The 21,293-nt window shown below is 64.6% G+C and carries 23 protein-coding genes and 1 pseudogene; 19 read left to right on the plus strand and 5 right to left on the minus strand.

Annotated features, from left to right (window positions below):
* The first annotated feature begins 89 nt into the window (after nt 1–89).
* Both NU688_RS17540 and NU688_RS17545 read left to right on the plus strand, forming a co-directional pair.
* Nucleotides 90–1,121 carry a trans-acting enoyl reductase family protein gene (locus NU688_RS17540; protein WP_257862038.1) on the plus strand — a complete coding sequence of 344 codons (1,032 nt, stop codon included), beginning with the start codon at nt 90–92 and terminating at the stop codon, nt 1,119–1,121.
* Between the two features lie 25 nt (nt 1,122–1,146).
* The gene (locus NU688_RS17545) at nt 1,147–1,860 is read left to right on the plus strand and encodes a hypothetical protein (protein WP_257862039.1); all 714 of its coding nucleotides are present in this window, start codon (nt 1,147–1,149) and stop codon (nt 1,858–1,860) included.
* Between the two features lie 17 nt (nt 1,861–1,877).
* On the opposite strand, the gene NU688_RS17550 is transcribed toward NU688_RS17545, so the two are convergent.
* Nucleotides 1,878–2,288, minus strand: a complete 411-nt coding sequence (locus NU688_RS17550; protein ID WP_257862040.1) for a hypothetical protein — start codon at nt 2,286–2,288, stop codon at nt 1,878–1,880.
* Nucleotides 2,289–2,447: 159 nt separating this feature from the next.
* Here NU688_RS17550 and NU688_RS17555 point away from each other — a divergent pair, with 159 nt between their 5' ends.
* From NU688_RS17555 to NU688_RS17570, 4 genes are all read left to right on the plus strand, one after another.
* Nucleotides 2,448–2,726 (plus strand): hypothetical protein, encoded by a 279-nt coding sequence (locus NU688_RS17555; RefSeq protein ID WP_257862041.1) that lies wholly within the window; start codon nt 2,448–2,450, stop codon nt 2,724–2,726.
* Between the two features lie 150 nt (nt 2,727–2,876).
* Entirely contained in the window at nt 2,877–3,866 is a 990-nt protein-coding gene (locus NU688_RS17560) for a patatin-like phospholipase family protein (RefSeq protein ID WP_257862042.1), read from the plus strand.
* Between the two features lie 75 nt (nt 3,867–3,941).
* The gene (locus tag NU688_RS17565) at nt 3,942–4,499 is read left to right on the plus strand and encodes an RICIN domain-containing protein (protein WP_257862043.1); all 558 of its coding nucleotides are present in this window, start codon (nt 3,942–3,944) and stop codon (nt 4,497–4,499) included.
* Nucleotides 4,500–4,623: 124 nt separating this feature from the next.
* Complete coding sequence (locus NU688_RS17570) at nt 4,624–5,001, plus strand: hypothetical protein (protein WP_257862044.1); 378 nt, start codon at nt 4,624–4,626, stop codon at nt 4,999–5,001.
* On the opposite strand, the gene NU688_RS17575 is transcribed toward NU688_RS17570, so the two are convergent.
* The 3 genes and pseudogenes from NU688_RS17575 to NU688_RS17585 all read right to left on the minus strand — a co-directional run bounded on the left by NU688_RS17575 (nt 4,961) and on the right by NU688_RS17585 (nt 7,438).
* Nucleotides 4,961–5,344, minus strand: coding sequence for an adenylate cyclase (locus NU688_RS17575; RefSeq protein ID WP_257862046.1), 384 nt, complete (start codon nt 5,342–5,344; stop codon nt 4,961–4,963). The two genes, NU688_RS17570 and NU688_RS17575, sit on opposite strands and share 41 nt — an antisense overlap.
* A gap of 11 nt (nt 5,345–5,355) precedes the next feature.
* On the minus strand, nt 5,356–6,180 hold the full coding sequence (gene dkgB, locus NU688_RS17580; RefSeq protein WP_257862047.1) for a 2,5-didehydrogluconate reductase DkgB: 825 nt from the start codon (nt 6,178–6,180) through the stop codon (nt 5,356–5,358).
* Between the two features lie 55 nt (nt 6,181–6,235).
* Nucleotides 6,236–7,438: pseudogene (locus NU688_RS17585) on the minus strand (MFS transporter).
* 409 nt (nt 7,439–7,847) lie between these two features.
* On the opposite strand from NU688_RS17585, the gene NU688_RS17590 reads away from it, so the two are divergent.
* From NU688_RS17590 to NU688_RS17645, 12 genes are all read left to right on the plus strand, one after another.
* A complete protein-coding gene (locus NU688_RS17590) occupies nt 7,848–8,915 on the plus strand; it encodes a hypothetical protein (protein WP_257862048.1) in 1,068 nt (355 codons plus the stop codon).
* A gap of 567 nt (nt 8,916–9,482) precedes the next feature.
* Nucleotides 9,483–9,818 (plus strand): hypothetical protein, encoded by a 336-nt coding sequence (locus NU688_RS17595; protein WP_257862050.1) that lies wholly within the window; start codon nt 9,483–9,485, stop codon nt 9,816–9,818.
* A 308-nt stretch (nt 9,819–10,126) separates the two neighbouring features.
* A complete protein-coding gene (locus NU688_RS17600; protein ID WP_257862052.1) occupies nt 10,127–10,687 on the plus strand; it encodes a DUF3455 domain-containing protein in 561 nt (186 codons plus the stop codon).
* Between the two features lie 57 nt (nt 10,688–10,744).
* Entirely contained in the window at nt 10,745–11,347 is a 603-nt protein-coding gene (locus tag NU688_RS17605) for a sigma-70 family RNA polymerase sigma factor (RefSeq protein ID WP_257862053.1), read from the plus strand.
* A complete protein-coding gene (locus NU688_RS17610) occupies nt 11,344–12,081 on the plus strand; it encodes an anti-sigma factor domain-containing protein (RefSeq protein ID WP_257862054.1) in 738 nt (245 codons plus the stop codon). The genes NU688_RS17605 and NU688_RS17610 overlap by 4 nt, the downstream gene beginning before the upstream one ends.
* Nucleotides 12,082–12,129: 48 nt before the next feature.
* Nucleotides 12,130–12,765: a 2-hydroxychromene-2-carboxylate isomerase gene (locus NU688_RS17615; RefSeq protein ID WP_257862055.1), complete on the plus strand. Its 636-nt coding sequence runs from the start codon at nt 12,130–12,132 to the stop codon at nt 12,763–12,765.
* A 9-nt stretch (nt 12,766–12,774) separates the two neighbouring features.
* On the plus strand, nt 12,775–13,650 hold the full coding sequence (gene dapF, locus NU688_RS17620) for a diaminopimelate epimerase (protein WP_257862056.1): 876 nt from the start codon (nt 12,775–12,777) through the stop codon (nt 13,648–13,650).
* Entirely contained in the window at nt 13,647–14,342 is a 696-nt protein-coding gene (locus NU688_RS17625) for a DUF484 family protein (protein ID WP_257862057.1), read from the plus strand. The genes dapF and NU688_RS17625 overlap by 4 nt, the downstream gene beginning before the upstream one ends.
* Complete coding sequence (locus NU688_RS17630) at nt 14,339–14,974, plus strand: YdcF family protein (protein WP_257862058.1); 636 nt, start codon at nt 14,339–14,341, stop codon at nt 14,972–14,974. Before NU688_RS17625 ends, NU688_RS17630 begins: the two co-directional genes overlap by 4 nt.
* A complete protein-coding gene (locus NU688_RS17635) occupies nt 14,958–15,911 on the plus strand; it encodes a tyrosine recombinase XerC (protein WP_257862059.1) in 954 nt (317 codons plus the stop codon). The genes NU688_RS17630 and NU688_RS17635 overlap by 17 nt, the downstream gene beginning before the upstream one ends.
* A 16-nt stretch (nt 15,912–15,927) precedes the next feature.
* Nucleotides 15,928–17,148 carry a class I SAM-dependent rRNA methyltransferase gene (locus NU688_RS17640; protein WP_257862060.1) on the plus strand — a complete coding sequence of 407 codons (1,221 nt, stop codon included), beginning with the start codon at nt 15,928–15,930 and terminating at the stop codon, nt 17,146–17,148.
* Between the two features lie 95 nt (nt 17,149–17,243).
* Nucleotides 17,244–18,296 (plus strand): GTP-binding protein, encoded by a 1,053-nt coding sequence (locus tag NU688_RS17645; protein ID WP_257862061.1) that lies wholly within the window; start codon nt 17,244–17,246, stop codon nt 18,294–18,296.
* 137 nt (nt 18,297–18,433) lie between these two features.
* On the opposite strand, the gene NU688_RS17650 is transcribed toward NU688_RS17645, so the two are convergent.
* Nucleotides 18,434–19,933 (minus strand): YdgA family protein, encoded by a 1,500-nt coding sequence (locus NU688_RS17650; protein ID WP_257862062.1) that lies wholly within the window; start codon nt 19,931–19,933, stop codon nt 18,434–18,436.
* 378 nt (nt 19,934–20,311) lie between these two features.
* On the opposite strand from NU688_RS17650, the gene dksA reads away from it, so the two are divergent.
* Nucleotides 20,312–21,289, plus strand: a complete 978-nt coding sequence (gene dksA / locus NU688_RS17655) for an RNA polymerase-binding protein DksA (RefSeq protein WP_257862412.1) — start codon at nt 20,312–20,314, stop codon at nt 21,287–21,289.
* Nucleotides 21,290–21,293 lie beyond the last annotated feature (4 nt).

Below are 21,293 nucleotides of genomic sequence, written 5' to 3' on the forward strand. Positions count from 1 at the left end.
CGCTACAGATCTGTACTCTAAGCTCGGCGCCGAGGAGTACAGATCTGTAGCGTTTCGCGGCAGGTGGCTCTACCTGGAGGAGATTCGCAGTGACATCCAATCAATCGGTCGTCGTCTATGGCGCCTATGGGCATACCGGCCGCTTCGTCGTATCGGAGTTGCAGAGGCGCGGCTGGAAGCCTGTGCTCTCCGGGCGAGATGCACGCAAGCTCGACGCGCTGGCAACCGAATACATCGGCCTCGAAGCAAGGCCCGCATCCGTCGACGAACCCGCCTCGCTCGACCGCGCACTCAAGGGCGCCGCAGCAGTCATCAACTGCGCCGGCCCCTTCGCCAGCACGGCAGGCCCAGTGATCGAAGCGGCGTTGCGCGCGCGCATTCCGTACCTCGACGTCGCCGCCGAGATCGAAGCCAACATCGACACCTTCGCGCTGTACGCCGACCGCGCACGCGAGGCGGGCGTCGTCGTCGTGCATGCCATGGCCTTCTATGGCGGACTGGGCGATCTGCTCGCGACCGCGGCCATGGACGACTGGACATCGGCCGATGAAATCTCCATCGCGTACGGCCTCGACAGCTGGCTGCCAACCGCCGGCACGCTGATCGCGGGCCAGATCTCCCGGCAGCGCCGCGACGGCCGCCGCGTCGTCTTCGCAAACGGAAAGATCGCGTACACGACGGACACCGCACCGGTTGTCGAATGGGAATTCCCCGCGCCCGTGGGCCGGCAGCAGGCCGTCTCCGAATTCACCATGGCCGACACGGTGACGATCTCGCGCCACATCCAAGTGCCCGAGATCCGCTCGTACATGACGCTCGCCGCCGTCAAGGACCTGACCGACCCGAGCCAGAAGGCACCGACCGCCAGCGACGCGAGCGGCCGGTCGTCGCAGACCTTCGTGGTCGAAGTGATCGCGCGCCGCGGCGGCGAAGAGCGCCGGGCGATCGCAAGCGGGCGGGACATCTATGCATTCACCGCACCGCTCGTCGTGGAGGCGTTGACGCGGGTCGTCGGCGGCCAGGTCGCGACACCCGGCGTGCTGACCGCCGGCGAGGCCTTCGATGCGCGCGACTTCCTCGCGTCGCTCAGCCCCGCGCACCTGTCTTTTCAGATCCGGTAGAGGCGCTCACTACACTGGCTCCCCGATGAGCCATCGCCTCACCTCCTACTTCTGGAACAGCACCGCGCTGCGCAGCCGCAGCGTGAGCGGCATCGTGCTGTCGGGCACGGTCGATGTGCCGCAGCCGCCTGCCCGGCTCATGGCCGATTGGGAGCGCGACATCGCCGAGACCCTCTTTCTCGAGCCCGGCGATGTCGAGCCCTTGCCGCTGGCACGCGCGCGCATGCGTTGGCCCGACCACAAGCGCTGCGTGCAGGCGATGAACGAGTGGACGGAGGCGCTCGGCCTGAAGGACGTGCTGGCGTCGAGCGACATTGCCCTCATGGCCTGCCGCGGCGCGCGCTACCACCACGACGGCGAGCAGTACGGCAGCGCCGCTTTCTGCAATCTCTTCGTGAGCGAGGACAAGGGGCTCGACGTGCACTTTCCCGGCACCGGGCATCGCATTCCGCTGGCCAGGGGTACGGTGCTGATGTTCGACACCGCCCAGCCGCATGCGGTGATCCGCCGCGGTGCCAGCGGGTTCGATGCGGAAGACTTCGCAGCGGGGCGCGATTGCAGCCAGCTCTTTCTTACCTGGGAGCTTCCCATCGACAACGCCGATGTGGCGCGCGCGTTGCGCATCGCGTTCGACACCGACCCCTCGACCGCATCGCATTTGAATGACGAGCAGGTCTGGCTCGACGGTGCGCGGGCCAGCGTGTGCCCCGAGTCCGGCCGCTGGCGCGCAGCGGGCTGAGCGAAGAAACAGAAACCTCAGCCTTGTGTGGCGCGCAGCAGCTCCGCCTTCTGTGCCAGTGCCACCGCCTCGACGACCTGCTCGACGGAGAGCGACCCCGTCAACGCGACCTCGCCTGCAAGAACGCTGTCCAGCGCATCTTTTCCCGCACTGCTGGTGAGCCACGCGAACACCGAAGTGATCGTTCCGCCGCCGAACTTGGCCTTCAGCGCTTTCGATGCCGCACGGCTCACCTCCGCAAACGCCGCATGGTCCGCCGCGGACGAAGCCGCGCGCACGACGACGCAGAAGGCCTCGAGCTTGTCGGCTTCGGTGCGCAGGCGCCGGGCCTTGCCTGCGCTCTGCGCGGCATGCGCCTGAGGCGTGGGGGCGGACGCATCGGCCGGCTGGTCCGTCGGTGAAGGAGGGGTGCGAGGTTCGGTCGGCATGGATGCATTCGTTTCAAGGAGCCTCCGATTGTCCCCGCACGACACCTCGCTGGCTGGCGGCCCCGTCCGATTCACGACGATGTTGTTACTCCCCGCGGCGCGCCTGCGTGCATAGAGTTGTCTCACGGCGCCATTGCAGTGCGCCACGAGGAGCATGCAATGACGCGCACGGCAAACCACACGAGCAACGAGGAGCACGAACACGAACACGACAGCGACCTGATGCACACCGCGCTTGTCGCGTGCGCCCTCGGCATCCATCGCAATATTGCCGCATGCCACGCGCACATCGCACGCGGCGACGGCGTTCATGCGCTCACCGCCGCACTGATGCTTCCTTGCTACCGGGCCGAGTTTCGCAAGATCGCGCAATCGCTCTCATCCGCGCAAGCGAGTGAACTACGGACTGCGCTTGAAGCACTGCAAGAACCCGCATGACGATGCATGAAGAGCAACCGATATCTTGCGCGGCATTCGGAATTACGCCGATGGATTGAACGGGATTCCACGCGTAGACGATGCACGGGCCGCAGGCAGAGACTCCGCTTCCCCAACCCGGGGAATTCAATGATTTGAAAGGAGCTGGTCATGGCAGAGCCTGGAAAAAAATTCACCATCCTCTCGTTCGTCGGAGGTGGCATACGCGGACTGATGTCGGTCACGATCCTGAAGAAACTGTGCGAGAAATATCCGAACGTCGTGCAGGAGTCCGACCTGATCGCAGGGTGCTCGACGGGGTCGATCATCACGAGCGAACTCGTCGCCGGAAGGACCCCGGAAGATCTCATCAAGTTCTTCACGAGCGGCGAGATCAAGTTCTACGACAAGATGGACACCGACCCGAACACGCCTGCGTACGACATCGAGGAAGTCTTCGGCTCGCAGTACGCGCGGCACCTGAACAAGAAAGTCGCCGACCTTGATCGCAAGGTGCTTTTCGTGACCTTCAATGTCGGCGGCCTCGCGACCTCGGCCGACGGCGTCGTGACGCCCACGCCGTGGAAGCCGATCATGTACACGAACATGGCGCCGGGCATGGGCGACGTGCTCATCGCCAAGGCCGCCACCTCCAGCGGTGCGATGCCGGGGCAACTGGGCTCCTATGAAGGCAACGTCGACGGCGCTTTCCTGAACCACGATCCGACCGTGACGGCTATTGCGCTGGCCGTGCAGGCAGGGCACAAGCTGGAGGACATCACGGCCATCACCATCGGCACCGGCCTCATGTACGACTGGATCGCGAGCGACACCAAAAACTGGGGCGCCAACCAGTGGATGACGGGCGACGGCAACCCGTTCAACAACTCGCCGCCGTTTCTCATGAACCAGTCCACGCCCGGCCCGGTCCTGGACATGAGCCTGAACGGAACCTCCTGCAACCTCATGCCGACGCTGGCCGGCTTCCTGCTGGGCGACCGCTACGTCAACATCAACCCGTCGCTGCCCTTCTTCATTCCGGAAAACACGACGTACCCCGAGGCCATCCAGCTGCTGCAGGACAAGGGCCGGGCCGCGGACACCTCCAAGGCCGAGGCATTGATCGAGGCCTACTGGTGGAACCATGTCGTCAAGGGCTAGAGCCAGCGCCGCGCCGCAAGCACCCGAACGCCGTTTCACGGAATCCCACAAACGCATTCCCCTCTAGGAGCAACGATGTCGACCCTTCAAAAAGATGTTTCGCCAGCGGCCCCGACCATGGGCCCGCTGGACCTTGGCCCCTACGCCATCCGGCACCTGGCCGGAAGCCACTACGTGCTCGATGTGTTCCAGAACAACGCCGCCGCGGGCACCAAGGTCATTGGGTATCCGCGCAATACGCCGAACAGCAGCAACCAGCAATGGATGTTCGTTTCCGCCGGCGCGGACAACCCGGGGTGGTGGTACCTGCAGACGAAGATGAGCAGCAACTTCGTCGTCACGCTCGAGCCGTACACGCCGATCGAGCCGAACCTGCCGCTCGAGCCGAGGCCCCTGTTCATGCTGCCGAAGGACCCGAAGCAGACCGAGTACCAGCTCTGGTGCCTCCAGTCCACCGAGAAACTCGGCTACTGGTACATCCAGAGCAAGGCCCACTCGAGCAATTCGCAGACGCCCATGGTCGTCCAGCTCTCCGGCACCCAGTCCGCGGCGCCAGCGATGGCCGGCCCGATCAGCTTCATCGAGTTCGAAAAACAGGCGTGGGGGTTCGTGCCGCTCCTGCCGCTGGGTTGACACGCGAGGGTGGAGCGGGGAGGGCGCCGGAGTTCACGCGCGAAGAAAAAAAGCTCAGGACACGCGCGTGAACACCATCCGGTCCGCCAGCACTTCGCGGCCATGTCGGTTTTAAACTGCGCCCATGCAACGCATCACGCAAGCCCAGCGCATCCTGCAGCCCGTCGTGGAGCTGCGGGGCGAGGGCGCCACGTTTGCCTATTCCGTTCGCGCACCCCGCTCCAAGGGTGTGATCCCGCCGAGTTCCTACAAGGACGGCGGCTTCGAAACCCTCGCCGATTGCCTGCGCGATGTGGCCAAGGCGCTCGGTGGCGACTTCAAGCGCATCTACGTTCGCCTCGACGGCCACTGCGTCGGCGAGCGCGACATCGTCGAGTTGCACGCGGCGCCCGAGCAGGTAGCGGCCGAGTTGAAGTCGGAGTGCGATGCGCTGAGCGCCGTGCTCATCAAGCCTGCCGCGATCACCGCGCAGAAGAAGACGGGGCCGGTGGCGGCGGAGTAGGCGTCGTCGCCTTCTTTTCGCGCAGCGTGCCCGCCATGCGCACGAACTCATGCCCGGCCGTCGTGTAGTACGAGCGCGAATGGCCGCATTCGAAGTCGTCGACGTGCACCACCGTGCCCTTGTCCGCCTCCTGCCACGAGAGCGCGTAGAGCCCGGGGCCGATCTGCTCGGCCTGGTAGCGCACCTCGGCCGTCGCGCCCTTGAAGGGCCCGGCCGTCACTTGGTAGCGCATCGTTTGGCCGTCGGCCGCGTAGATGTTCAGCGCGGTCATCGTCTCGCCGTAGCGCACTTCGAACGTGCGACCGGCGAACGGGAGCAGGGCGAATGCCGTGTGGTCGTTCATGGCAGTGCCGATCAGTCCCAAGCCGGCGACAGGCCAGCCGGGTCCGTAAGCCGCTCGCCGCGGTCAAGCGCCGCCATCTGCGCCATCTCCGCATCCGTCAGCGTCAACTGCTGCGCCTTCAGGTTGCCTTCGAGGTTCGCGCGCTTCGTGGACGACGGAATCACCGCATAGCCCAGCTGCATCGCCCACGCCAGCGTGACTTGCGCGGTCGTCGCGTTGTGCGCCTTGGCAATCGCCTCGATCACCGGGTCGGCAATCACCTTGCCGTACGCCAGCGTCATGTACGAGGTGATGTGGATGCCCTGGCTCTTCGCGAACTCGGCCACCTTGCGGTTCTGCAGGTACGGGTGCAGCTCGACCTGGTTGGTGGCGATGTTCTCCGCGCCCACGGCCGCAATCGCTTCCTTCATCAGCGCGATGTTGAAGTTCGACACGCCGATGCGTTTCGTGAGCCCCGCTGCCTTCGCCTCGGCCAGCGCGCCCATGAACTCGGCGACGGAAACAGCGTTGCCGGGCGAGGGCCAGTGGATCAGCGTCAGGTCGACGTGATCGGTGCGCAGCTTGGCGAGGCTGTCTTTCAGGCTGGGCACCAGCTTGGCCTTGGCGTAGTTGTCGGTCCAGATCTTGGTGGTGATGAAGAGGTCGCTGCGCGCCACGCCGCTTTCGGCAATCGCCTGGCCCACCTCGGCTTCGTTGCCGTAGATCTGCGCGGTGTCGATGACGCGGTAGCCCACGTCCAGGCCGTTTTTCACCGAGTCGATGACCACCTGGCCCTTCAGGCGGAAGGTGCCGAGGCCGAAGGCGGGGATGGATGCGTTGTTGTTCGTCGTTGTCATGGTGTTGTCCTTTGTGCGTTGAGAAAAAGAAGAAGGAGAAAAGAAGTCAGATCAATCAGTGACCGACCGGCACCGGCCCCGAAGCGCGCACCGGAATCCCGGCACGGCGGTCCAGTGCGCCGCTCCACTGCGTGAGGGCCAGCGACACCAGCACCACCAGCGCGCCGATCCAGGGCGTGTGCATGAGGCCCAGGTGCGTCACGATCAGGCCGCCGGCCCAAGCTGCGAGGGCAATGCCCAGGTTGAAGGCCGCGATGTTCAGACCCGAGGCCACGTCTACCGCTTGCGGCGTGAAGCGTTCGGCTTGCTTGACCACATACACCTGCAGCCCCGGCACGTTGCCGAACGCGACCGCGCCCCACATCAGCACCGCCACCAGCGCCAGCCACTTGTGCGGCGCCGCGAAGTTGAAGACCAGCAGCACGGCGGCCAGCAGCGCGAAGATGATCTTGAGCGCCGGAATCGGCCCCAGGCGGTCGGCCAGCTTGCCGCCCCAGATGTTGCCCACCGCCACCGAGATGCCGTAGACCAGCATCACCCAGCCCACCGCGCCGGCGCTGAAGCCCGACACGTCGGTGAGGATCGGCGCGAGAAACGTGAACGGAATGAACGAGCCGCCGTAGCCAATTGCCGTCTTGGCATACACCAGCAGCAATCGCGGCTCGGCCAGCACCTTGGCCTGCTGCGCCAGCGAGGCCGGCGCCGTGTGGCGGATGTTGTTGGGCACAAAGATCCAGCTGCCGATGAAGGCGACCACGCCCAGCGCGGACACGGCCAGGAAGGTCTCGCGCCAGCCGAAGTGCTGCCCGATGAACGTGCCCAGCGGCACGCCCGTGACCAGCGCCACCGTGAGCCCGGTGAACATGATCGCGATGGCGCTCGCCGCCTTTTCCTTGGGCACGAGGCCCGTGGCGATGGTCGAGCCGATCGAGAAGAACACCCCGTGCGCCAGGCCCGTGAGGATGCGCGCGGCCACCAGCGATTCGTAGCTCGGTGCCTTTCACGCCAGCAGATTGCCGAGCGTGAACAGCGCCATCAGCCCGAGCAGCAGCGCCTTGCGCGGCAGCTTGCCCGTGAGGGCGGTGAGCACCGGCGCGCCGATGGCGACGCCCAGCGCGTAGAGGCTGACCAGCAAGCCGGCCGAGGGCAGGCTGATGGCGAGGTCAGCAGCGACCGTGGGGATGAGGCCAACGATGACGAACTCGGTCGTCCCGATGGCGAAGGCGCTGAGGGTCAGCGCGAGTAAGGCGATTGGCATGAGGCACTCCTGGATGGGTTAGGAGGAGTGTCTTGCGGATACCTTTGCGGATAAATGGGGGTTGGGGCAGAAGATAGTTGCTTGGGATGCAAAAATAGAAAATAGCTTTTCACGGCGCAGTGGCGGCTATTTGCGGCGGGACACGAACAATGACGGAGAAATGTGATCGCCCGATCCGATTCCCGCCATCTCACAGTAAGGAAATACCGCTCTCTAAATGAATTAGATTGGCGAGAGCGAAGAAGAAAATCATAAAAATGCGCAGGGTAGAGTTTTACGGGGATCAGCCGTAGCCGAAAATTGCTAGGCTGCGTGCTTCTCGTACATTGATATTTCGGGATAAACCGCTTAGAGCTTGGCATGCACCGTGTTACCCTGCCACGAAATTAATCCACCCATCGATTCCTACGTGACTGCCCCTACTTACAAATGGTGCTGTTTTGCTTGCGACAGCTACAACGCAGCGCTGACTGAGCATTGCGCCAGTTGCAATTTTCCGGCTTATGCAACGATGAAACAGATGGAAGAAGCACGCAAAATCACCCCCCGTCGTCCAAAAAACCCATCGTTTCCAATAGGAGATCAGGCCGACGTTTTCGATCCCCTACTAACAGAAATTTCCGCCAATGAGCCGAGTTCATCTGCTCGAATCGATCAGCGCTTTAAATGGTTGGTTGCCGCGGTGGTGGCAATCGTCGGAATTTACGCGATGGTTTTATTGGTCATGATCGGAAAAAAGACTTGGTCGCTTGCCGATTCAGGAACGTTCGGCGACAGCTTCGGTGTACTTACATCGTTGTTCTCTGGGCTAGCATTCGTGGGCCTTATTTGGACGATTCTGCAGCAGCGTGAGGATTTGAAAGTCCAACGCGACGATTCTAAAGAGGCTCGCAGACAGGACGTGGTAACTCGCTTATCCACTATTGTTCAAAATCAAGCTGCGGCATTTCGATCTGAGGCCGGGGAATTGAAATTTAAAGGAATCGTTTTTCAAAGCCCAATCGGTCTTTTTGAGATGCTGCATGAATTTTATCTTCATACTAACAGTATAACGAGCAAAATTAATAACCAAACCGAACAGAAGATTATTTCTGGCCAAGTGGCCGCGTACTTGAAAAATGTAATCGCCGATTTGCAGCCTTATAAAATATTAATAAGCGGTTATAAGCGGTGCTGCACTTCAAATTATTACCTGCTTGGCAATGAGTTTTTAAATATTGAAGATGCGCGTGACCTACATTTTTTATTTAAAACGGAAATGCCTTCTGGCCTGTCAAACTTTGTATCTCATTTGGAGTTGATATTGAAGATTTATATCCGTCAACAAACAGGTAGTACTGACGGGCGTTTGGAAATTTTCGATCCACTCTGGGAATTCGTATCGGACGTTAATGCAATTGCGCGCCACAACAATCTCGAAATTAATGAAAAAGGCGTGAAAAGTATTCGACAAATGCGAGGAATAATTTCTCTGTAGAGGGGGCCAAGCAACGCCGTAAATTTTTTATTGCAATAAAACTTCCACCTCCACCTCCACCGTCTATGCCTCTAAGGCCTGAATGTCTAACTATCTTGCGAATGGGTATCTGCTCGCCCGGCGCCTCGTCTGATGACACTCAATGTCGCTATGCGTATCACTCGTAGGATCTGCTATTTTGAAAATGAGCAGGGTAACGTTTCACATGAGTCGGTCTTAGGCGCTGGGTTTAGGGTGTGATTTTTGGCGGTAATCAACAACGATTGATTTTGGATTTTGTGCTGGGAAATATGCTTTCAAAAAAATCTAAAACTAAAGTGCGCGATGTAATTGAGCAAGATATGCGAATCCTTCTGCTAAAAGAAAAGAGTCCAGTTGAAATTTCTGCAACGCAACTGTCTTGCTGTTCATTCTGATTAATGAGTCGGATTAATCAGTGGCGGCCATAAAAAAAGATTTGGCCTTTCTTACTTCTTGAAGTCGGTAGATATACTTCAGCGCCGCGTCCGGAGACGCGGCCGGGTTTGGAAGCCTGATGAAGCCCTTGCGTAACTTGGAGTCCATCTAATGGCTGAATCCGCTCGCGCCTGCGCGCAATCTCGCAATCCTTCTGTTTCGTTCGATCCCGCATTTCCGGACCTCGACACCCTCGCAATCCAAACCTGCGACGACGCCGAAAACCTCAACGAGATCCTTCGCGCCTACACCGCGTTCGAAAAGCTCATCGAAACCGGCGCCCCGAACGACAGCGAAGTGCTCGCCCCCACCCGCAGCGAACTGAGCGCCTTGCTCGGCCTGCTCAACGAAGCGCTCGTGGCGCGCATCGACGCCGTCAACGCAGCCGCTGGCGACATGCGCCGGGCGCTGATGCAAGGCAGCAGCCTGCCCCCAGCGACCTGCTGATCAATCATCCAGAGCGGGGCTTGATCGCCCACCCCCACAGCGTGCCCTCGAGCGAAGAGCACCGGGTGTCCCCCGCAGCGAAATCAAGGAGGAGGCCGCAGGCCGGGGGACATTCGCGGAGGGGGACACCCGGTGTTCTCCGCTCGCGCCCCGACCACGCGCCGGCCGCTTCAAACAAACCAACAAACGACCGCCTCGGCCAGCGGCAAAAAATTCTTTCGCATCCCCTGCATCCAAACGTGCATCTGGCGGGTAGTACCTGTCAGCAGCGAGGAGCTGCTGACCTTCTACAACCCAGGAGCAATTCCATGCACACCTCCCGTTCGATCGCCGTCCTCGGCGCCATCTCCGCCGCTGCAGCCATGCTCACCGCCTGCGGCTCGATGTCGATGGCCCCCACGTTCAACCAGTCCAGCCTGCCCCCCACCATCCAGGTGCCCGCCGGCAACAAGGTCGCCATGGAAACCGTCGGCGTGGGCGACATCACCTACGAATGCCGCGACAAGGCCAACACCCCCGGCGCGACCGAGTGGGTGTTCGTCGGCCCCGACGCGAAGCTGAACGACCGCAGCGGCAAGCAGGTCGGCAAGTACTACGGCCCGCCGGCCACCTGGGAGTCGAACGACGGCTCCAAGCTCACGGCCACGCAACTGGCGGTCGCACCGTCGGGCCCGACCAGCCTGCCGTTCCAGCTCGTGAAGGCCAACCCGGCCACGGGCGCGGGCGCGATGACGGGCGTCACCTACATCCAGCGCGTGGCCCTGCAAGGCGGCGTGGCACCGGCGGCCGTGCCCTGCACGCCCGCCACCAAGGGCCAGAAGCAGGTCGTGAAGTACCAGGCCGACTACATCTTCTACAAGGCGTCCTGACAGGCGTCCTGATGTTTCGGGGGTGAATCTGCTGCGGCGCGGGCGGGCTCCACTACGATGGGCCGCTCACTCCCGCCGCAGACCTTGTCGCCCCCCACATCCACCGCAGCCCCCTTCGACTACGACGCCGCGCTCATGGCCTGCGCCCGCGGCGACCGTACGGCGTTGCAGCAGCTCTACCAGCGAGAGAGCCGCTATCTGATGGGTGTGGCGATGCGCATCGTGCGCCAACGCCCGCAGGCCGAAGACGTGTTGCACGATGCCTTCATCAGCATCTGGCAGCGCGCCGAGAACTTCAACCCCGCGCTCGGCGAAGGCCGGGGCTGGGTGTACAGCGTGGTGCGCCACGCGGCGCTGAACATGGTGCGCAGCGGCGCGCGGCAGGTGAGCCTGGGCGAAGACGCGGCCGTTGCGGCCGACGACCAGGCCTCGCTCGCGGCGTATGCGGCGGCGGGCGATCCCTTCGAGCTGCGCGCTGACCTGGGCCGGCTGCACGGCTGCCTCTCGGGGCTGGAGCCGGCGCGGCGCGATTGCATCCTCTACGCGTACGTCGAAGGCTGCTCGCATGGCGAAATCGCCGAGCGGCTGCAGACGCCCCTGGGCACGGTGAAGGCCTGGATCCAGCGCGGCATGCGCGCACTGCGGGAGTGCATGGGATGAGCAGCGCTGAAGACAACAAGGACATCGGCGACGTCAACGACATCGACGGGCTGGCGGGCGAGTACGTGCTGGGCACGCTCTCGGCCACCGGGCGCGCGGCGGTCGAGGTGCGCATGCGCAGCGAGCCGGCGCTGCGCGAAGCGGTGCGCGCGTGGGAGGCGCGGCTGCAGCCGCTCACCGCGCTGGCGGAGCCGGCAGAGCCGTCGCCCTCGCTGTGGACGCGCATCGAGCGCAGCGTCGATGGGCTGGGCAGGGCGTCGAAGGCGCAGGCTGCGGGCGTCGTCGGCTGGTGGAACAACCTGAAGCTCTGGCGTGGGCTGGCCGCGGGCGGCTTCGCCACGGCGGCGCTGCTGCTGGCGGTGGTGGTCACGCGCGTCGGGGCGCCGCCTGCCACGCAGTACATGGTGGTGCTGGTCGCACCCGAGAACAAGTCGCCGGGCTGGGTGATCCAGGCGAACTCGTCGCGTCAGCTCAGCCTGGTGCCGCTGGGCACGTTCGAGGTGCCGCCGCAGAAGACGCTGCAGTTCTGGACCAAGGCCGACCAGTGGCGCGGGCCGGTGTCGCTGGGCCTCGTCAAGCAGCAGGGCCAGACGCTGCGCATCCCCGTCGACAAGCTGCCGCCGCTGGAGCCGAATCAACTCTTCGAGCTGACGCTGGAGCCGGAGAACGGCTCGCCGATCGACCGGCCGACGGGGCCGATCCAGTTCATCGGGCGTGCGGTCAAGGTGATGTAGCGCTCATGGCCGACAGGGGCCCATGCAGGTGCTGCAGATAATCCGCCGATGATCACGTTCGACTGCTACTACAGCCTCTCCTCCCCCTGGGCCTACCTCGGCGGCCCGCAACTTCAGGACATCGTGCGCCGCCACCATGTGCGGCTCACGTTCAAGCCCTACGACTTCCAGGCGGTAGTGCCGCAGACCGGCGGCATTCCGCTGAAGACTCGCCCCGAGCCGCGCCGCACGTACCACGCGCTGGAGCTCGCACGCTGGAGCGAGCACCTGGGCATGCCGATGAACCTGGAACCCGCGCACTACCCGAAGGGCGCACCCACCGATCCGAACTGGAACAAGTACCCGGGCTGGATGGTGATTGCCGCGCAGCTCAAGGGGCTCGATGCGCAGCCGCTCTCGCATGCGCTGCTGCGCGCGCTGTGGGCTGAGGAGCGCGACACCTCGCAGGCCGATGTGCGCATCGCGGTCGCCAACGAGAACGGCTACGACGGTGCTTCGCTGCAGGCGCTGGAGCAAATGGCCGAGACGCTGGCCGTGTATCGCGCGAACAGCGCGGAGGCGCTGGAAGCGGGCGTGTTCGGGGCGCCGACGTTCATCCTGAATGGGGAGCGGTTCTGGGGGCAAGACCGACTGGCCTTCCTCGATAGAGCCCTGGACAAGCTGCGCCAGGCCAGCGGCGGATAATCGGCCCCCATGCGAATCCGCTTTACCAAGATGCAGGGAGCCGGCAACGATTTCGTCGTGCTGGACGAAACACGCGGCACGCTGGGCCTCACGGCCGCGCAATACCGCTTTCTGGCCGACCGCCATTTCGGCGTCGGCGCCGACCAGATCCTCACCGTGCGGCCATCGCCGGCCGCAGGCATCGACTTTCAATACGTGATCCACAACGCCGACGGCGGCGAGGTCGAGCAGTGCGGCAACGGCGCGCGCTGCTTCATGCGCTTCGTGAAGGAGCACAAGCTCACCGACAAGTCCGAAGTGCGCGTGCAGACGCTGGCCGGCGTGATCGAGCCGCGCATGGGCGCCGATGGCCGCGTGACGGTCGACATGGGCGCCCCGATCTTCGAGGCCGCGCGCGTGCCCTTCGACACCGCCGGGCTCGATGCGCAGTCCGACGGCGCCTGGGAAAAGTGGCACCTCGCACTGGGCACCCGCGCCGGCACTGCCATTGTTTCGGTCGCGGTGCTGTCGATGGGCAATCCGCATGCGGTGCAGGTGGTCGACAACGTCGACACCGCGCCGGTGGCCGAGCAGGGACCGCAGATCGAGCACCACCCGCGCTTTCCGCAGCGGGTGAACGCGGGTTTCATGCAGGTGGTCGACCGCTCCCACATCAAGCTGCGCGTGTTCGAGCGCGGCGCCGGCGAAACGCTGGCCTGCGGCACGGGTGCCTGCGCGGCGGTGGTCGCGGGCATCCGGCTCGGGTTGCTGGACCGACGCGTCGACGTGCAGACGCACGGCGGCATTCTCACGATCGAATGGCAGGGCGAGGGCCAGCCGGTGCTCATGACGGGCCCGGCCACCACTGTGTTCGAAGGCGACATCGAAGTTCCGGAACTGCCATGACCCACCCCACCCACAACAACGACGCCATGAACCCGATCACCGAAGACGACATCGCCAACTACCTGGCGAACACGCCCGACTTCTTCGAGCGCCATGCCCAGTTGCTGGCGCAGGTGCAGCTCACCAGCCCGCATGGCAACCGCGCCGTGAGCCTGCAGGAGCGCCAGGCCGAGATGCTGCGCGAGAAGATCAAGGCGCTCGAACACCGCCTGATGGACATGGTGCGCCACGGCACCGAGAACGTCGTCATCGCCGACCGCCTGCAGCGCTGGACCAGCGGCCTCCTGACCACGCGCGACCCGCGCAGCCTGCCGTACCGCATCGCGGTCGACCTGCAGTCGCTCTTCCTGGTGCCGCAGACGGCCATCAAGGTGTGGGACTGCAGCAGCGAATACCTGAACGAAGCCTATGCCCAGTGGGTGAGCGACGACGTGAAGGCGCTGGCCACCTCGCTCACTTCGCCGTACTGCGGCCTGAACTCGGGCTTCGAGGCGGCCAACTGGCTGCCGGAGCCGCAGGCCGCGCTGTCGATCGCGCTGATTCCGCTGCGCGCGGATGCCGAATCGCCGGCCTTCGGCTTGCTGGTGCTGGCGTCGCCCGACGCGCAGCGCTTCAACGCCGAGATGGGCACCGACTTTCTCGAGCGCATCGCCGAGCTGGCCTCGGGCGGCCTCTCGCGGCTGCGTCCTTGAACCGGCCGCGCTGGCTGCGCCGGCCGTGGCAGGTCGCGCTTTTCGGCGCGCTGGGGGTTCTGGTGCTGGCCTATGCGGCGATTGGCGTCGTCATCTGGCAGCGCGCCGACGAGGTGCTGGACAACCCGCCGCAAAGGGCCGCTGATGCGGCACTGATCCTGGGGAGCCGCGCCTATCTGGATGGCAAACCGAATCCCTGCCTCACGGGGCGCGTCGACACGGGCATCGCGCTGGCGCAAGCCGGGCGGGTCAAGCAACTGGTGTTCACGGGCGGCGTCGACAAGGAAGACGGGCGCATCGAGGCTGACGTGATGCAGCAGCACGCGCAAGGCGTGGGCTTTGCGGGGCCGATGCTGCAGGAGCCCGCATCCACGTCCACGCGGCTGAATCTTTCGCTCTCGCGCCCGATGCTGCAGGCGGCTGGGGTGCGCAGCGTGGTGATCGTGTCAGAGCCGTACCACCTGTGGCGTGTCGAGCGGCTGGTGCGCATGAGCGGGTTCGATCAAGCCTTCGACGTGCAGTACGCCGCCGCGCCGACCTCGTGCTGGCGCCGCTGGGGCATGCTGTTCAAGGGTGCATTGCGCGAGCCGGCAGCGATCATCAACAATGCCGGCCATGGCTATCTCTTCTGAGCCGACCGCATCCGCTCCGCCGGACTGGATCGCAAAGTACCTGGAGCATGTGCGCGTCGAGCGCCGGCTCGCGGCGCGAACGGTCGAGCTCTACGCCTTCCACCTGCAGGCGCTGAGGGAAAACGCGGCCGAGGCCAAGCTGCCGCTGGACCGCGTGCAGACCGCCCACATCCGCCGCTGGATGGCACAACTGCACAGCGCCGGGCGCGAGCCGCGCGGCATCGCGCTGGTGCTGTCGTGCTGGCGCAGCTTTTATCGCTGGCTCGGGCATGAAGGGCTGATTGGCTTCAACCCGGTGCAGGACGTGCACGCGCCCAAGGCCGGCCGGCCATTGCCGAAGGCGCTGGGCGTGGACGACGCGGTGCAACTGGCCGAACTGCACGACGAAGACGCCGACCCGTGGACCGAGGCGCGCGACCGCGCCATCGTCGAAATACTCTATGGCTGCGGCCTGCGCGTGAGCGAGCTCACGGGGCTCGATGCGCAGGCGAGCAACACGGCGCTCGGCTGGGTCGATCTCGACGCGAAGGAAGCGAACGTGCTCGGCAAGGGCAGCAAGCGCCGCATCGTGCCGGTGGGCGGCAAGGCGGCCGAGGCGCTGCAGGAGTGGCTGGACGTGCGCGGCGACCGTTCGGTGCCCGCGCTTTTCGTCAGCAGCAGGGGCGCGCGGATGTCGTCGCAGGCGGTGTGGAAGCTGCTGCGCGAACGCAGCCTGAAGGCCGGCCTCGCCGCGCCTGTGCATCCGCACATGCTGCGGCACTCGTTCGCGAGCCATGTGCTGCAGTCGAGCAGCGACCTGCGCGCGGTGCAGGAGCTGCTGGGCCACGCGAACATCGCGACCACGCAGATCTATACGCGGCTGGATTTCCAGCATCTGGCGAAGGCCTATGACGCGGCGCATCCGCGTGCGAAGGCCCGGACCGACAAAGACAAATAAATAAGCAAGTAAAAAAATGAAAACCCTTCGCCTCAAACCCGGCAAAGAGCGCTCGATGCAGCGCCGCCACCCGTGGGTCTTCGAATCCGCCATTGCGCGCGGCGGTGCCGATTCGGGCGAGACGGTGCGCGTGGAATCCCACGACGGCGCATTCCTCGCCTGGGCGGCGTTCAGCCCGATCTCCAAGATCCGCGCGCGGGCCTGGAGCTTTGTCGAGACGCAGCGCATCGACGCGGCGTTTCTCGCTTCGGTGTGCGAGCGCGCCGTGCGTGCGCGGGGCCTTTTCGATCTGCAGAGCGACGGTGTGCGGCTGGTGCATGGCGAGGCCGACGGCCTGCCGGGCCTGATCGTCGACCGCTACGGCGACACGTTGGTCGCGCAATTCCTGTCGGCCGGTGTCGAGCGCTGGAAAGACGTGCTGGCCGATGCACTGCTCAAGGCCACGGGCCTCACGAAGCTCTACGAGCGCTCCGACGCCAGCGGCCGCGAGCGCGAGGGACTGAAGCCTGTCACGGGCTGGCTGCGCGGGGAGGGCGCCACCGAAATCACCATCCGCGAGCACGACTGGAAGCTCTCGCTCGACATCGCGACCGGTCACAAGACCGGCTTCTACCTTGATCAGCGCGACAGCCGCCAGCGCTTTGCCGAACTGGCGAAGCACAGGCGCTTCAGGCGCGTGCTGAACTGCTTCTGCTACACGGGCGGCTTCACCGTCGCAGCGCTGGCGGGGCTCAAGGCCGCGGGTGCGCTCGACGGGGCCGAGCTGGTGTCGGTCGATTCGTCGCAGCCGGCGCTGAATTTCGCGCGCGCCAACATCGCGCTCAACGGTTTCGGCGGTGAGGGTTCGGGCGTGAAGACCGAGTTTCTCGACGCTAACGTGAACACCGTGCTGCGCGAGTTCATCGACCAGGGCCGCACCTTCGATGCGATCGTGCTCGACCCGCCGAAGTTCGCGCCCACGGCGGCGCACGCCGAGCGCGCCGCGCGGGCCTACAAGGACATCAACCGCCTCGCACTCAAGATCCTGGAGCCGGGCGGCGTGCTGCTGACTTTTTCGTGCTCGGGCGGCATCAGTGCCGACCTGTTCCACAAGATCGTGGCCTCGGCCGGGCTGGACGCGAACGTGGACGGTTACATCAGCGAACGATTGGGCGCGGCCCCCGACCATCCGATGACCATCGAATTCCCGGAAGGGGAGTATCTGAAGGGTTTGGTGGTGGTGAGAAAACCCGCTTGACCCCTCCGCCAACGCAACTCAGTGGCATTGGCTAAACTGCCCGCCCATCCCCCCGATACCCCGTTTTTAGTTTTCCGCTTCGGAGCACCCACCTCATGGCCCTCATCCCCGCGACCATCCTCACCGGCTTTCTCGGCTCGGGCAAAACCACGCTGCTCAAGCGCATCCTGACCGAGGCCCACGGCCAGAAGATCGCGGTCATCGAGAACGAGTTCGGCGAAGAGAACATCGACAGCGACATCCTCGTGACCGAATCGAAGGAGCAGATCGTGCAGATGAGCAACGGCTGCGTCTGCTGCACCATCCGCGAAGACCTGCGCGAAGCGCTGCAGATGCTGGCCGCCAAGAAGCGCCAGGGCCTGCTGGATTTCGACCGCGTGGTGATCGAGACCACCGGCCTTGCAGACCCCGGCCCGGTGGCGCAGACCTTCTTCATGGACGACGAGATCGCAGAGAGCTACCTGCTCGACTCGATCCTCACGCTGGTCGATGCCAAGCATGCGCCGCAGCAACTCAACGACCGCCAGGAAGCGCGCCGCCAGGTGGGTTTTGCCGACCAGATCTTCATCAGCAAGAGCGAGCTGGTGTCGGCCGAGGAGACCGAGGCGCTCATTCACCGCCTCAAGCACATGAACCCGCGCGCGCCGCAGCAGAAGGCGCATTTCGGCGATGTGCCGCTCAAGGACATCTTCGACCTGCGCGGCTTCAACCTGAACGCCAAGCTCGACATCGACCCGGACTTCCTGAAGGAAGACGACCACGATCACCACGACCATGATCACGCGCATGGCGAGGCCTGCGACCACCCCTCGCACAAGCACGAAGGCCACGGCCACCATCACCACACGGACGACGACGTGAAGAGCTTCGTCTACAAGGCCGACCGTGCGTTCGATCCGGCCAAGCTCGAAGATTTTCTGGGCGCCATCGTCAACATTTACGGCCCGCGCATGCTGCGCTACAAGGGCGTGCTGAACATGAAGGGCACCGAGCGCAAGGTGATCTTCCAGGGCGTGCACCAGCTGATGGGCAGCGACCTGGGTCCGGAGTGGGGCAAGGACGAAAACCGCCAGAGCCGCATGGTGTTCATCGGCATCGAGCTGCCGCGCGAAATCCTGGAACAAGGCCTGGAGCAGTGCCTGGTTTGAGGCCCTGACTTGCCTTGCTCCTTCCCCCGCTGGGGGAAGGTTGGGATGGGGGCAGGCCTTCGATCAGGCGCCGTGTTTTTTGGGAGGCCGTCGTGCCCCCACCCCGGCCCTCCCCCAGCGGGGGAGGGAGAAATACCTTATTTGCCCAGTTCGGTCAGTGGCTTGCCGTTGACCTTCAGGCTGCCTTCGCTGAATTCGATCTGCCCGGTGACGTGCTCGCCGTCGCGCTTCACGAAGCCCTTTTCTTCGCCTTGCTCGATCAGGCCCGCCACCATTTCGGGCGGTGGCGTCTGGCCGCTCTCGGCGCCGGTGGCGGCGATCTGCTCTAGCCATTGCACCGGCAGCCGTGCGTTGGCCTTGAGCACGCCGCGCTTCATCAGGAGGGCCATGCCGGGGGCCTGCAGGTCTTCGTCGGTCACGCCGACCATGCCGGCCGTGTAGCTGACTTCGCCGCGCTTGCCGCCGATTTCGACCACCATCTTGTCGAGGCCGAATTCGGGGCTGTACTTGGCCATGGCCTTGAGGTCGGGGGCGAGCTGGTCGGTCAGCGCCTTCATCGCGGCCTGCGTGGCCTTGCTGCTCTTGCCGCAGCCGGCCGCGGCGCTGGACTGCATGTAGGCGTCGGCCAGCTTCTTGTAGCCGGCGGCGTGGATGCGGCGGCCGCCGCTGGACATCTCGAACTTGTCGATGCTCGTCTCGCCGATCTTGCCCTGGCCCTTGAGGGTGGCGTCCGAGGCGTAGAGGCCGTCCTTGATGCTGGCGTCGGCGGTCAGGTCGACGTTCTGCAGCAGCACCTTCACAGGCTTGTGTGTGCCGGCCGGCGCGTCGGCATCGGCGCTGCGCCCGAAGCCCTTGGCGGCGGAGAACTCGAAGGACTCGAGGCGGCCTTCGGACTTGCCGGTGGCCAGGACCCAGCCCGCGCTGGTGTCCGTGTCAGCCTTGGCGCTGAGCTTGCCCATCTTCATCTGCAGGCCCTTGGCGGGGTCGTTGAAGTCGAGGCCGGGCATGGTCAGGTCGTAGCGCGCCTTGGTGCGCGCGGCGTTCACCTCGATGTGGGCCTTCGCGCCCTGCCATGCGAGTTCGCCCTTGCCTTCTTCGGCCAACTTGACGGGCGCGACCGCCATGTCGATGGCGTAGCTGCCGTCGAAGCCGACCTTGGTGAACGCCGTCAGCGGCTTGGCCTTGCCGAACAGTTTCTCGGCCTCGGCCTGGCCCTTGATGTCGAGCACCAGCTCGCTGTCGATGGTGGCGGCCGCGAATGTGCCGCCGGCGATCGGGCCGTGGTGGATGGTGTCGCGGATGGTGATGCGCAGGGGCTTGGACGGCTTGGCTTCCGTCTCGTCGCGGTCTTCTTCCTCCTGCTGCTCCTCGCCCTCTGCGGGCTTGGCGGCGGGCGCCTGCGCCACGGCAGGGGTGTCGGCCGCGCAGCCGATTTCCAGCGTCACGGTGCTCACGGCGCCGAAGAAACCGCGCTCGTATTTGCGCTCGGTCACACGCACCAGCGCGGTCTGCTTGGGCATCTCGTCGAGCGCGGTGTCGTAGATCGAGCGGACCTTCGAACCGGTCCACCAGGTGCTCCCCCCGTAGGCGACGACGATGGCCGCGGCCACCGCTCCCAGAACTGCTTTCTTGCTCAAGGCTTGCTTTCTTTTATCGAATGATCGGATGGGCCCGTACCGCGTATGGGCAAGGCGGGCCTTGCGTCACCCCCTCCGGCAACGCCGGCCGATGCTACCGGACGCGACCGGCATGCAGACACATCGCCAGCGGTTTCGAGTTCTCTATACAATCGCGCGCCTGTTCCGGTGGCCATACCCCGTTCGATGGACGAGATGTGACTTCCGGCACGGGGCGCCGCACGTTTCTGCAGGGCTTTCGGGGGTATAACCCCGGGGTTCGCAACCGCGAGCACCCCGACAACGTGGAGCCCGCGCGGCACGAAAGCCGCGAGTGGTTCCCATGGGAGGAGACACCCAGTGAAAGCGCGTTCCAGTTCGTCCAAGGAGCCAGTCACCGTGAAGAAACCCGCCGCCAAGGCCACGCCAGCATCCAAGCCCGCCGCAAAGAAGGCGCCGGCTGCGAAGGCTGTACCCGCAGCGAAAAAGGTTTCCGCCACCGCGAAAGCGCCTGCAACGAAGGAGAAAAGCGCGTCCAAAAAGCCCGCAGCACCACCGGTCAAGGCCGTTGCCACTGCTGCGACAAAGAAGTCCGTCAAGCCCGCCAAACCTGCAACAGCAACCAAGACCGCAGGCACGGGTTCATCGTCATCCAAACCCGTCGGCCGCCCTGCTGCCGTTCCTTCTGCTCCCCCGATCCCCATGAAAAAAACGGCTGCCGCCTCCTCTTCCGCCCCGGCGACACCCTCGATGCCCGTTCAAACCGCCACGCCCGCACCCGCCGCGCGTGGGGGCCGTGTGTCCCGGTTGTCGCAACTGACCGTCCCCTCGATGCCGCAGTCCGTGGCGTCGACCGCCGCCAAGTCCAGCTTCTCGCAGGCGCCGTCCACCGCGCTGGTGCCGCCGCCGCCGCTGGCCGTCAAGAAAGACCCCAAGCTCGCGAACAACTGGAAGACCAAGTCGCCCGCCGAGCTGACCGATGCCGAAGTCATCGCGATGCCCGACACCGAGTACATGAACGAAAAGCAGATGGCGTTCTTCCGCCTGAAGCTCGTCGAACTCAAGCGCGGCATCCTGGAAAACGCCGGCGAGACCACCGAGCACCTGCGTGAAGACACGGTGGTCGTGCCCGATCCGGCCGACCGTGCCACCATCGAGGAAGAACACGCCCTCGAACTGCGCACCCGCGACCGCGAGCGCAAGCTGCTCAAGAAGATCGAGCAGTCGATCCAGCGCATCGATGCCGGCGACTACGGCTACTGCGACGAGACCGGCGAACCGATCGGCGTCGGCCGCCTGCTGGCCCGCCCGACCGCCACGCTGTCGCTCGAGGCGCAACAGCGCCGCGAGCTCAAGCAGAAAATGTTCGGAGATTGAACCG

The organism is Variovorax sp. ZS18.2.2, from assembly GCF_024701975.1.
In the GTDB taxonomy this organism is placed as follows: Bacteria; Pseudomonadota; Gammaproteobacteria; order Burkholderiales; family Burkholderiaceae_C; genus Variovorax.

What these genes read in the sequence shown, in the direction of transcription:
- NU688_RS17550 (WP_257862040.1), bottom strand. Translation starts at nt 2,288, where the DNA reads ATGCCGACCGAACCTCGCACCCCTCCTTCACCGACGGACCAGCCGGCC.
- NU688_RS17635 (WP_257862059.1), top strand. Translation starts at nt 14,958, where the DNA reads ATGGCTATCTCTTCTGAGCCGACCGCATCCGCTCCGCCGGACTGGATC.
- NU688_RS17575 (WP_257862046.1), bottom strand. Translation starts at nt 5,344, where the DNA reads ATGAACGACCACACGGCATTCGCCCTGCTCCCGTTCGCCGGTCGCACG.
- NU688_RS17640 (WP_257862060.1), top strand. Translation starts at nt 15,928, where the DNA reads ATGAAAACCCTTCGCCTCAAACCCGGCAAAGAGCGCTCGATGCAGCGC.
- dapF (WP_257862056.1), top strand. Translation starts at nt 12,775, where the DNA reads ATGCGAATCCGCTTTACCAAGATGCAGGGAGCCGGCAACGATTTCGTC.
- NU688_RS17625 (WP_257862057.1), top strand. Translation starts at nt 13,647, where the DNA reads ATGACCCACCCCACCCACAACAACGACGCCATGAACCCGATCACCGAA.
- NU688_RS17545 (WP_257862039.1), top strand. Translation starts at nt 1,147, where the DNA reads ATGAGCCATCGCCTCACCTCCTACTTCTGGAACAGCACCGCGCTGCGC.
- NU688_RS17595 (WP_257862050.1), top strand. Translation starts at nt 9,483, where the DNA reads ATGGCTGAATCCGCTCGCGCCTGCGCGCAATCTCGCAATCCTTCTGTT.
- NU688_RS17570 (WP_257862044.1), top strand. Translation starts at nt 4,624, where the DNA reads ATGCAACGCATCACGCAAGCCCAGCGCATCCTGCAGCCCGTCGTGGAG.
- NU688_RS17565 (WP_257862043.1), top strand. Translation starts at nt 3,942, where the DNA reads ATGTCGACCCTTCAAAAAGATGTTTCGCCAGCGGCCCCGACCATGGGC.
- NU688_RS17645 (WP_257862061.1), top strand. Translation starts at nt 17,244, where the DNA reads ATGGCCCTCATCCCCGCGACCATCCTCACCGGCTTTCTCGGCTCGGGC.
- NU688_RS17555 (WP_257862041.1), top strand. Translation starts at nt 2,448, where the DNA reads ATGACGCGCACGGCAAACCACACGAGCAACGAGGAGCACGAACACGAA.
- NU688_RS17610 (WP_257862054.1), top strand. Translation starts at nt 11,344, where the DNA reads ATGAGCAGCGCTGAAGACAACAAGGACATCGGCGACGTCAACGACATC.
- dkgB (WP_257862047.1), bottom strand. Translation starts at nt 6,180, where the DNA reads ATGACAACGACGAACAACAACGCATCCATCCCCGCCTTCGGCCTCGGC.
- NU688_RS17615 (WP_257862055.1), top strand. Translation starts at nt 12,130, where the DNA reads ATGATCACGTTCGACTGCTACTACAGCCTCTCCTCCCCCTGGGCCTAC.
- NU688_RS17560 (WP_257862042.1), top strand. Translation starts at nt 2,877, where the DNA reads ATGGCAGAGCCTGGAAAAAAATTCACCATCCTCTCGTTCGTCGGAGGT.
- NU688_RS17605 (WP_257862053.1), top strand. Translation starts at nt 10,745, where the DNA reads ATGGGCCGCTCACTCCCGCCGCAGACCTTGTCGCCCCCCACATCCACC.
- NU688_RS17600 (WP_257862052.1), top strand. Translation starts at nt 10,127, where the DNA reads ATGCACACCTCCCGTTCGATCGCCGTCCTCGGCGCCATCTCCGCCGCT.